The 6,265-nt window shown below is 57.5% G+C and carries 3 protein-coding genes and 1 pseudogene; 1 reads left to right on the forward strand and 3 read right to left on the reverse strand.

Going from position 1 to position 6,265, the window contains the following annotated elements:
* Nucleotides 1–3: 3 nt before the first annotated feature.
* Nucleotides 4–2,382, reverse strand: a complete 2,379-nt coding sequence (locus tag A5483_RS09450) for a glycoside hydrolase domain-containing protein (protein WP_063811687.1) — start codon at nt 2,380–2,382, stop codon at nt 4–6.
* A gap of 544 nt (nt 2,383–2,926) precedes the next feature.
* On the opposite strand from A5483_RS09450, the gene A5483_RS09455 reads away from it, so the two are divergent.
* Nucleotides 2,927–4,288 carry a dihydrolipoyl dehydrogenase family protein gene (locus A5483_RS09455; RefSeq protein ID WP_063811688.1) on the forward strand — a complete coding sequence of 454 codons (1,362 nt, stop codon included), beginning with the start codon at nt 2,927–2,929 and terminating at the stop codon, nt 4,286–4,288.
* Between the two features lie 72 nt (nt 4,289–4,360).
* Here A5483_RS09455 and A5483_RS09460 read toward each other — a convergent pair whose 3' ends face one another.
* Both A5483_RS09460 and A5483_RS12725 read right to left on the reverse strand, forming a co-directional pair.
* A complete protein-coding gene (locus tag A5483_RS09460) occupies nt 4,361–5,836 on the reverse strand; it encodes a phosphatase PAP2 family protein (RefSeq protein ID WP_002549830.1) in 1,476 nt (491 codons plus the stop codon).
* Nucleotides 5,837–6,071: 235 nt separating this feature from the next.
* Nucleotides 6,072–6,265 (reverse strand): annotated as a pseudogene (locus A5483_RS12725) (hypothetical protein); the annotation flags it as partial.

Genomic DNA, 6,265 nt, shown 5'->3' on the forward strand with positions numbered 1-6,265 from the left:
CTTTCACGCGCTTTCCGCCAGCTGACTGACAATCTTGGCGAAACCTTCAAAAAATGGGGACAATTTCTCCGACGGCAGTACTTCCGGCAACAGAGCTTTATCTCTGATCTGCATCTCCACCGCTGCTACTTGCAATTTGTGCAGCACAGAATCGGATGAATCGAAAAACATAGCCCGAGCCGATTTCTCAACAGAATCGGACGACGAGTTAAACCGCAGCCGATAGAAGTCGCGGAAGCGGGTCGTAATCGCCTGGCCAGTCAGGTAATCCCTCAGCACCGTCTTGAAGGGCACGCCAGCACGGATCGCCCGGCCCAGAAGATATCCATCCACATCTTCGATCATGTCCGAGAAACCGAAGGACGACTCGACACCGCGATGAGCAAGCCGATCCATACAAAACGCGTACCCCGACGCATAACTCCTCTCATTGTTCATCCAGTCGGCATAGAAGGTCGAGAGGTCACCACCCCAGCCCCCGAAATCGCCTCGGTTCGCATTTTTCCCGTCGCCCCAGCCCATAAGCATGACGGCGTTGGCAGTCGCGGCGAGATGATCCATTGATACGGTCTCATTGTAAATGGGATCCTCGAACGTGAGCATAAGCGAGCCAAGTTCGCTCGTAGCTGCCGTGAGCCAGTCCTCATCGGGAGCCCCGAGCAAGATCCTCCAACCTGCGTAGACGTGGGTGTACTTCGGGTGTCGAAGGAACTCCAGCACCCGTTTGTTGATAAGGGCGACGTCACTGGTGCCCCCACCGAATTTCGCCGCCATGTCATGGACCTGGTCAACTTTAGCCAAGGTGTCCTCCAACTTTGACGGTGTATGCCCACCCACTCCATCCGGGCCAATCCCCGGATCAATTTTCGTACGGTGCACATCGCGGTCCAAATCAATTTCCTTGCCAGAATCAGCAGAGTAACGAACCTCCTGAATCTGGTTGAACGACCAATTATACGGAAGAGGGAACCCGAGATTGCCGGAGAAGCCCCACGACATTCCTGAGACAAATGAACTTACCGTGTAAGTCTGCTCTGAGACGCGCGAGCAGACATTACGACAACCGTAGACGCCAGCGCGATAGGCATGACCTCGGCTAGCCAAGGCCGCCTGAACTCCCCGAAAATAAGGAATAATATTGCTGTCAATTTCAGGATCGGTTGCGTCATGGTCCACCGAGAAGTAGACAATGGCGCCTGGATTGAAACCGTAATAGACCATGCGGTCATGTGCCTTATTTCCGTGTTCCCATCCAGATTCAAAGGAGAAATCAATCAGGTCACGTGCATTGTACTGCCAAATGGGGAACACTCTCATGTTGCCAGCAAAAATAGCATGGAGTTCACCATCTTTGAGTTTTTTATCCAGCTTGCCGCCGGGGGGTTCATCAAGATACCTACCTACGACCCTATAACCCGATCTGACCAGCGAATGCGCAAGCGACTCCGTGATCGTGAAACGAGTATCACACGCATGCGCCGCGCGATTTGGGTCACCTGTGGATACCAATAATTGACACCACGTTGCGTAGTCCACACGATTGGTAACTGGTAGCAAACTGAATGCTTGAAATGCCTGAATATACTTGGCCAACTTGTCATCAAACGTAGACTTGAACATTGTATGAACCATGCCTTCACCTCTTGGAACAGCACCGTTGAAGACACAAGCCGCAGACAGCAACTCGACAAGAACACCACTATCACCAGGCTTCAAAATATGGGCTGCCAGCTGCCGTTGGGTCGCCGGCCCGAAATTCCCATTCACCGAGGCGTCCGCTATCCCAAACTCAGACTGGAGGGCCTTCATTAGTAATTTCTGAACGTCACGTGAATAATGTCCCTCCGTAGGGATAAGCGTTGCAAAACTACGCCGCCAATAACGGCCATTCAACCACTGCTGGATCTTACGAACTTCCGGATCACCTCCGGCGACTAGGACGTAAGCATCCATCGTGAGCAAGGCCTTGAACAGTTTAGCATTCAGTCTCTCCTGCTTCCCAATACCCATGTTGTCGGTCATGGCATACAAGGAACCCGCCACTGCATCCTGCTGCGGCCCAAAAGGAGGTGAACTTCTCCAGATCCCGTCGAGATCCCCACCGGGATAACCTTTACAGTAAAAGGCGCACTTAATGATGTTGACAATATTCTTGTTCTGTTCGCCCGGCCCGACACCACCACGGGCGTCCACCTTGGACATTGTGGTCGGACCGAACGCATGCGACAGTTCCTGGATCCCCAACTCGTGCTGCAAGCCTTGCGTGAGCGAGTACATCGTCGCCCAATTCGTTTTGCCATTCTCCGGGCAACGGTCATAGCCAGCAATGCCCGAATACGTCGCGTTGACCCACCTCTGGGCATCCAGCACCCGCTCATCCATGAATAAACCCCTATCTGCGCTGCAAGCCACGTGCTTTTAGTTATCACGATTATCGTGTTTCTGTATTATCCGCACGAACGCGGATAGTACACAAAACACTCGGCTCCCAAGCTAGGGGATAGCATCCGTGCCTAGCCCGCAGGCAGCCACCCCCAACCTTCCCTCGTCCAAAACTTACGCACAACGATTCTCCGAGGCCAAAGGCCGCTCTCATTGCTGGAAGCCCAAAGGTCATCTGGAGTCCAAATCACTCGCGGTTGCAAAACACATCGCCATCGCCACGGCACAAACCCAGATGGGCACTTCTCCGATCGATTTCCCAATTCGAGGGAGCAAAGATCATCCGCGTCATTTCTATTACCTGAGAAAACACGTCACCATGGCCATCAGAAAAAGAAGCCGATATTCATACCAGCACGCATCGGCATCCATGCGCGCTACGCGAAAAGCGGCTGACCGGGCCGAGCACCGTGACATGATGGCATTAGTCGGCGATGCGATGGGCCACCGACCACTAATCGCGTACACACCGTAAGGAGTACCAGTGTCGAACACAGAGCTCACGGTCGATGTTCTGGTCATCGGATGGGGCAACGCCGGCAAAACGATCGCCGGACGCCTGGCGGCGGAGGGACGCAAAGTCGCCCTCGTCGAGAGATCAGCACAGATGTACGGCGGCACTTGCATCAACATTGCATGCGTACCTACCAAGGACCTCATCGACTCGGCATCCAAACGGGACGGTCGCGACCCTGTTTCCTACTTCACCTCAGCTGTTGCCGACCGAGACGCCCTCATCGCGACATTGAACCACGCGAATCATGCCATGTTGGAGGGCAAGGTGCTCCTCCTCGACGGGATAGCCAGCTTCACCGGGCCGCACACTGTCAAGGTGGCCGGTGGAGACGATGAGATCGCCGTGCATGCGGAGACGATTATCGTCAACACGGGATCTCACCCGGCCACCCTTCCAATTCCGGGAGCCGATGGTCCACGGGTCCATGACTCCACCACGATCCAGCACGTCGATCCCCTGCCGTCGCGACTCGTCATCGTAGGCGGCGGCTTCATCGGGCTGGAGTTCGCTCAGATGTTCGCCCGATTCGGCTCCCAGGTGATCCTGCTTGAGGCCGGCGAGACTTTCGCCCCAGCCCTAGATTCGGACATCGCGACCCGGGTGCGCGGCATGCTTGAGGGCGAGGGGATCACCGTCGTCACCGGAGCACAGGTGACCTCTTTCGATGACGCAGGCGATCATGTCGACATTGTCACCGGCGATCGGACATTCGCCGCCGATGCGGTGCTGGTGGCAGCGGGCAGACGCCCAGCGACCGAAGACCTCAATCTGGCCGCCGCCGGGGTGGCCACTGATGAGCGGGGTTACATCATCGTCGACGATCAGCTGCGCACCAACGTTGAGGGGGTGTACGCGGTCGGTGACGTCAACGGTGGACCGCAGTTCACCTATGTCTCCCTTGACGACAACCGCGTGCTGTGGGACACCCTGCATGACGGGCCCCGCCGCCGTGACGATCGGGTGGGGGTCCCAGCGACGACCTTCCTCGAGCCGCCGCTATCCCAGGTCGGCATGACGATGCGCCAGGCCCGGGAGTCCGGTCGCTCGGTACTCGTGGCGACCAAGGATGTCGCCGCGATCGCCGCCATGCCGCGACCCAAGATTGTCGGCCAAACCGAGGGTGTCATTCGAGTCTTCGTCGACGCCGACGACCACACCATCCTGGGCGCGACTCTGTGGTGCATTGATTCGCAGGAACTGGTCAACCTTGTCTCACTAGCCATGCGGTTGGGAGCGCGCTACGAGACGTTGCGTGACGGGATCTGGACACACCCGTCCTCGACCGAAGCTTTCAATGAGGTACTCGCGGCGCTCGAACCCCTCCGCTGAGGAATGAACGAAGTCCAGTCATTTTGACCGTGACTACTCGGTCAAAATGACTGGACTTCGAACGGTTTGGCCTCAAGAAGCCTTGGGAGCCGAGACGACTTCGGGTTTAAGGTCTCCGGTCTCAACCTTGACAACGCGTCCGGCCTTGTCGACAGTTACCTTGGCGCTCATGGCTGCGGCCAGATTGAGGCGCTGCCATCCACCCGAGGAGGAGTCGAGAGCGTATCCGGCATCAATCTCGGTGGCCGCCAGCACCTGACGGCGCTGGGCATCGGAGAGAGTTGGGAAAGCAGTGTCCAACAGATTCTCAGCACCAGCCGGAACGACCGGAGCGGTAGCGCTGGGGGCCGGGCCGCCATAGGCGGAAGCCTTGTCAAAACCGTAAGTCATGCGGGCACGATAGGCCTTGAGTGCTGAGGCGCGATCAACTACCGGTGCCGTTGACACCGAGTCGGTGAAGGTGTTGTAGTAACCCTTCTTGTCGTTAGCCCCTACGTTTCCAATGCATGCCTGCAAAGTGTCACCGTGACCGTCGGCTTCACAACGGTGAGTGAGGTATGCCGTGAGCTCGGTGCGGGCGGCCTTGAGGGAGGCAACGTACAACCTATCTGTGGTCAGCGCACCGGACACGTTGCTGTGACCCTCGATGCGCCCACCCATGATGTCCATCGGGTAGTGCACGCCGAGCACGACGCGATTGTTGCCGGCCTCGGATGCTCGGGCGAGGATCTCGGGACCCAGCTCGGGCAAAACCTCAGCCAAGGCCAGACCATAGGCATAGGCAGCGGTGGTGTGCCCGGACGGGAAGGCCTGGCTGACAGTCAGATTGGTGCCTGAAGCGCCGTTCATCAGGTCGTAGCCGGCGGTGAGGAGAGCCCGGCCGCCCCTCTTGTGATCCACATCAATTCGGCTCGGCACACGCTCGATATCGAGGTTCTTTTTGAGGCCGTGAAGGTCGTTCGGGTTCCCGGAATCGGCGAAGCTACGATCAGTAAGATATGGGCGCGGGTAGTTGAAGTATTTCTTCGCGGGTCCGGTACCCTTCGTCATCACTTCCTGGAAGCCTGTCGACCAGATAAACCGGGCAACGTGGTTAAGGCTGCAGGAATGAAGGTTCACGGGGGTACACCGGGCAAGTCCCTCGGCCACGTATTTACCGAGGACCGGGCCGAGGGAATCGTTGTCTTCTTGCAGCGGATCGGTAAACATCGTGGCATCGCGTAGGGCACGCCACTGTTGGGATCGGCCCTGCCGGTCAGCAGCTTGCTGCGCTTGATCAAAGCCAGCCTTGTTGATCTGCTCGACACCTTCGTCGTTGCGAGTCAGGAGCTTCGAACCCTGGGCCGTGACGTCACCGCGGAAAGCAGTGTGGAAGTCCTTCTTGTCAAAAGGCTTGGGGCTCCAGTAGCGGTTGTATTCGCTCAAGAGGGCGACGTGCGGATCTGCGGATTCATCAGTTTGGGCCGCCTGGGCGGGGCTCACCCCCACAGTGCTGACGAGCGCCGTCGCACAGGCAAGGCCCAGGACAGAGGTACGAAGGATTTTCACCAGTTGACTCCTAGCGTGGTAATGGGCTGCTCAGACGTAGCCACATGACTGTCACGAATTGACGGTATGGGGACGAAGTGACGGGCAGTGGTCCAGAAGGTGACGAATTACCCACACTCGTCGGATGGTGGCTGCCCCCACGCCAAGGCGCGTTTCCCATGGTTGGACTTTCGAATGTACGTCGTATGTTCAGATCCTCGTGAAATAACAACCCCGACGTAAAACCTAAGGCTTCTCAGGCGAGCTCAGGGGCTGCCCGGTCGATGTCGGGGTGACCTTGGTGGGGGTACTGTGTTCGCTGTCGGCCCAATGGGTGGGTTGATGCCCAGGTGGTGTGGGGAAGCTGGCGGGACTCCGGCACTGTCGCGCAACCGTGACCACCATTTTGTGTGTGGGAGTCGGGATACCAGATCACGTCGGGGGTGGTGT

It is taken from the genome of Cutibacterium namnetense (assembly GCF_001642025.1).
GTDB lineage: Bacteria > Actinomycetota > Actinomycetes > Propionibacteriales > Propionibacteriaceae > Cutibacterium > Cutibacterium namnetense.

Bases quoted from the DNA above. Each gene is read 5' to 3' on its own strand.
- A5483_RS09450 (WP_063811687.1), bottom strand. From the start codon at position 2,382: ATGGATGAGCGGGTGCTGGATGCCCAGAGGTGGGTCAACGCGACGTAT.